The sequence below is a fragment of the Kordia sp. genome (assembly GCF_022447245.1).
In the GTDB taxonomy this organism is placed as follows: Bacteria; Bacteroidota; Bacteroidia; order Flavobacteriales; family Flavobacteriaceae; genus Kordia.
Genome location: NZ_JAKVBC010000073.1, coordinates 1 through 4,979, shown reverse-complemented (window position 1 = coordinate 4,979; position 4,979 = coordinate 1). Strand labels below are relative to the sequence as shown.

The window sequence follows — 4,979 nt, the reverse complement described above, 5'->3', positions numbered from 1 at the left end:
GATAAGACAGCTGTCTTATCTGTGTTTTAACTATTTTTAATCCTAATAAAACTGTAACGGTTTTTTAGGGCGTGTCATAACATTACTCATACGATACGTATTTTTATCAGATTGACAATTAGTTAATTATGGTAAAACCGTAATAGGGAAAATGTGTGATTAACTACATTTATACTTATTAACCATAAAACGTTACTTGATTATGAAAAAAAAGTCATTAGAAAGAATCAGCTTAAACAAAAAAGTAGTTTCGAATTTAAAAGTACATGAATTAAAAGGAGGAGCGCTTAGTGATTTATGGCATCAAGATGATGAAGGATACTGGGTATGTTGTTCAGTTTTTGGATGCTAAAGTAAATTACAATAATAACTATATTTAAAGAACGGAAAAGCCAGTATAATGCTGGCTTTTTTGCTTGTTATTCTACAATGATTTTTTTGATTTCTTTTCTTGTATCGTATTGTAAATGTAATAAATACAAGCCGCTTTGAAGTGAAATTGATGTTTCTAATGTGGATTCTATGGATGTATGTTTTATATTAAAGACTTTTCTTCCTGCAATATCATATATGGTAATTGCTAAATCATTAATAGGTTTTTCTGTGCGAAGCTTTAAGGTATTTTTAATTGGATTTTCAGTCAGTTGTATTGTAGTGTTTTCTGTGTAAGATGGAACGCTTAGTGTAGGTGCTACAATTTCATTCCAAGCAAATTGCACATTAGGGTCTGTTAAAATTACATGACCTTCATTTGTGGTAGGCATATACCAAGCATCAAAAGGAGATTCATTGACAGCAACACCATTGTTTGGGTTTGGAATTGCATACCAATTGTTTTGGTTTTTAAGAGCCATACTGCTTATGGTAGGTATAAAGTTGAAATAGTCAGTTTGTAAACCTGCAAAGAAAGCATCGATTGTGGGATCGCCGCCAGCAAAACTTCCCGATAGAGCGCCTAAGTCAAACAATCCACCCATGGCGGCATCAATTCCACTAGAATAACTATGTGAACGCGATTCTGCATTTGCATTAATGTCACAAAAACATATAAAAGGAGCGTCAATCCATATATTGCTGACTTCATCAGTTACATTTGCAGGATGTGTGTACCAAACTTTTAAATGTGCATCAGTTAATAGTGCTACGCCATTTATAGTGATATCCAACACTTGTCTTCCTGGTAATATGTTTCCACCAGTTTTATCCAGGTAAGGTATGCCAGTTCCGCTTCCATTAATGATAGATATTTTGCGTAAATTTTCAGGGAATCCAGAAGTTGTAAAACCGTTAATTCTGTTAAAAAATAAGTCTTTAAAAGGGTGTGCAGTAGGTAATACAATGGAATTGTCAAACTCTGCAATTTCGCCACTTTGCAAATGTGCTTCCATATGATCTGTTAGCATCTGTCTGGCTGCTGGTGATTTTAACATTCCATCTACAATAGGTCTTAAAGATTCAACGCTAAAATCTCCAACCCAAGTATCCAATCCGTAAGCTAGATAGTTGAATAAATGCTGAAAACCAATCGGTACATTCGCACCTAAATGTGGGGAATCAAAAGAAATCCACAAGCGAGTATCATGATCTAGTGTGGGTTGACTTTCCATATAGTTTAAAGCATATCGAGAAATTAATCCGCCCATACTAGGACCAATAATTACATTTTGCTCGTTTCCAGCTTTTTGATTATTGATGTCAGTAATAAGCTGTACTAAAATCATGGCATTGCGCTCAATATAATCTGCGCCACCATCAACTAGAGTACTTCCTGCAGGATAGTCATTTTCATCAACAATCATGTCTCCATTGGTATCGGTGACGTCACTGACCAGTATTAAATTGTTATTGGTTAATCGTAAGTATTGAGGTAAATTTAAAATCACAACATCAAAATCTTCCTCATTACGAATACGATCTGCTAAATTTTGTGTCATTCCGTTACCATCTGTATAAGTTAGCAAATCATACACCGCATTAATGTCTCTTGTGTCGCTTGGGTCAAAGCCGTCAATAACTATGATAGGTTTGTCTAGTACATTGTCGGCCCCTAAGAAAATTTGATATTCGCCCATACCTGCAAAACTTGTAGCACCCGTATAAATTGACAAGTCAGGACTTATGGAAGCAGTAATAGATTGTGAGTTTTGCTCACTTTCTGCTTGTGCACTTCCATGAACAATAAGTTGTGCGCTCGTGGTTTTCTGTTCGCCTGAAGTTAAGTGTATTTTGAATTTTAATTGTTTCTTGCCAGAGCTATTATAATTGATAGAAATTAGCGTATCAAAGTCTACTTGTTGAAAACCATTACCATTATCAAAATCAACAAAAAACATTGCCGTATTTGTAATGGCATCAGCATTGAATAAATTATGGTCAATGTAAAACGTAGTTTGCATTCCGTGTTTGTGAATGCTAAGCGGAGCTACAATGAATTCCTCTTTTTGAATAAAGATAGGTTCTGAAGCATTTTGACGAACTTTATAGGTGTTATCTTCTAGAATGACATCATTGTTTGTGATAGCTTCAGGATTCACGATTTCGTATTCAGCATAGACGCCTCCAATTTTTATAGTGTGATTGTAGGAAGTAATACGCATATTGTTTTCTATAAAAGCAAAAGGTGTTGTTTTTCCAGCATGCGATAATTCTTTGGCAGCTTGCAATAAACTGTACATTCCATGATGATCTGCATGATTCTTTAAAACTGAAAATGGCGCAGTTACAGTAACCAGTGTTTCGGTTTGTTTAGGAATGGAATTTAATTCAACATAATTACCTTGTATTTGCGCTATAAGACTGAGCGGAAATAGAAATAAAAGTAATTTCAACTTCATAAGTTTTTGATTAAGGGGGTTAAAAAATCATAGAAAATTAACATATTTATTGCGAAATATGAATTTTTAACCTCTAAATATTTAAAATATGTAAAATTTTAGTTGAATTTGAGCATAAAAAAAGCTGAAGTTTAACTTCAGCTTTCTTATTATTATGTATGATAGCTTATCCTAAAAATGGATATCTATAATCTGTTGGAGAAACAAATGTTTCTTTAATCAATCTTGGAGAAACCCAACGTAATAAGTTTTGTGCAGAACCCGCTTTGTCATTTGTTCCTGAAGCTCTTGCTCCTCCAAATGGTTGTTGTCCTACTACAGCTCCAGTTGGTTTGTCATTGATGTAAAAGTTTCCAGCACAGTTTTCCAATGCTTTTGTAGCTTCATCAATTGCGTAACGATCACCAGAAAATACAGCTCCTGTTAAAGCGTATTCTGAAGTACCATCAACTAATTTTAATGTTTCAGACCAATCTGCATCTTCATAAACGTATACAGTCACAACTGGGCCGAATAATTCAGTTTCCATAGTTGTGTACTTTGGATCTGTAGTTACAATAACAGTTGGCTCGATAAAGTATCCTTTTGATTTGTCATAATTTCCACCAGCAAAAACTTCTGCATTAGCATCTGTTTTCGCTTGATCAATATATTTTGCTAATTTGTCAAATGAACCTTCGTGAATTACCGCAGTAATGAAATTACTTAAATCTCCTGGAGAACCCATTTTAAAAGATGCGATATCTTCTTTAACATAATTCAATACATCATCTGCAATTGACTTTGGTAAATATACTCTTGAAGCGGCACTACATTTTTGACCTTGGAATTCAAAAGCTCCACGCGAAATTCCTGTAGCAACTTGTTTAGCATTTGCACTAGGATGCGCAATGATAAAGTCTTTTCCTCCAGTTTCACCCACGATTTTTGGGTATGTTTTGTAGGTGTGAATGTTATTTCCAATTTTCTTCCAAAGTTCTTTAAATACATAGGTAGAACCTGTAAAGTGAACTCCTGCGAAATCTGGACTTTCTAAAATAGTGTCCGTAATCATTACTGGATCACCATATACAACATTAATGACACCATCTGGCACACCAGCTTCTTTGAAAATGTCTATAATTACTTTTGCAGAGAAGATTTGACTATCACTTGGTTTCCAAACAACAGTGTTCCCCATCATGGCGGCACTAGCAGGCAAGTTGGCAGCAATAGCTGTAAAGTTAAAAGGTGTAATCGCATAAATAAAACCTTCTAATGGTCTGTATTCAACACGATTCCAAATTCCTTCAGCAGAATCAGGTTGCTCTTCATAAATTTGAGACATAAATTCTACGTTGAAACGTAAAAAGTCAATCAACTCGCAAGCAGCATCAATTTCTGCTTGGTGCACAGTTTTCGATTGTGCAATCATGGTAGCAGCGTTAATTTTTGCTCTATAAGGTCCAGCGATTAATTCAGCAGCTTTTAAGAAGATTGCTGCACGTTGTTCCCATGTCAATTGTGCCCACTTTTCTCTAGCTTCTAAAGCACTTTCAATAGCTTGTGTTACATGCTTCTTTTCGGCTAAATGGTATGTTCCAACCACATGTTTATGATCGTGTGGAGGCGACATTGTATTTGTGTTTCCTGTTTTTACTTCGTCACTTCCAATATACATTGGCACATCTATATTTCCGTTAAAATATGCTTCATATTGAGCAGTAACGGCAGCTCTTTCAGGAGTTCCAGGAGCATAAGACTTTACTGGCTCATTGATGGCTGTCGGAACTTGAAAAAATCCTTTTCCCATAGGTGTTATATTTAATAATGTTTTGATTAGAATTTTAAGCTGCAAAGATACAAAAAAAAAGCACCTTGACGATGGAAACGATTTTGTTCTTATTTACAGTTTTGTAAATATTTGTGAGATATCTTCTGTGAAATTATACTATTAATAGTTTATGTGGCAATCTGATGAAAATTTTGTAAGTTGTCAGCCAAAAGGCAGACCAAGACTACTATGTGTACAGTTAGTTTTTTTTATAAAGGAAGTGATGAGTTTGTACTCACTTCCAATCGAGATGAATCACCCGTTAGAGAAACAAAAAAACCTGAGGTTTATGATGTTTCTGATACTAAATTGGTATTTCCTAAAGATGTTGT

Annotated in this window: 3 protein-coding genes; 1 reads left to right on the top strand and 2 read right to left on the bottom strand. The window is 34.8% G+C overall.

What is annotated here, in order from left to right; translation table 11 throughout:
- Window positions 1–202: 202 nt before the first annotated feature.
- Window positions 203–352, top strand: a complete 150-nt coding sequence (locus MK119_RS24050; protein ID WP_290684252.1) for a hypothetical protein — start codon at window positions 203–205, stop codon at window positions 350–352.
- A gap of 67 nt (window positions 353–419) precedes the next feature.
- On the opposite strand, the gene MK119_RS24045 is transcribed toward MK119_RS24050, so the two are convergent.
- Window positions 420–2,828 carry a T9SS type A sorting domain-containing protein gene (locus tag MK119_RS24045; protein ID WP_290684250.1) on the bottom strand — a complete coding sequence of 803 codons (2,409 nt, stop codon included), beginning with the start codon at window positions 2,826–2,828 and terminating at the stop codon, window positions 420–422.
- A 172-nt stretch (window positions 2,829–3,000) separates the two neighbouring features.
- The gene (gene pruA / locus MK119_RS24040; protein ID WP_290684248.1) at window positions 3,001–4,626 is read right to left on the bottom strand and encodes an L-glutamate gamma-semialdehyde dehydrogenase; all 1,626 of its coding nucleotides are present in this window, start codon (window positions 4,624–4,626) and stop codon (window positions 3,001–3,003) included.
- Between the last annotated feature and the right edge of the window lie 353 nt (window positions 4,627–4,979).

Bases quoted from the DNA above. Each gene is read 5' to 3' on its own strand.
- MK119_RS24050 (WP_290684252.1), top strand. From the start codon at position 203: ATGAAAAAAAAGTCATTAGAAAGAATCAGCTTAAACAAAAAAGTAGTT.
- pruA (WP_290684248.1), bottom strand. From the start codon at position 4,626: ATGGGAAAAGGATTTTTTCAAGTTCCGACAGCCATCAATGAGCCAGTA.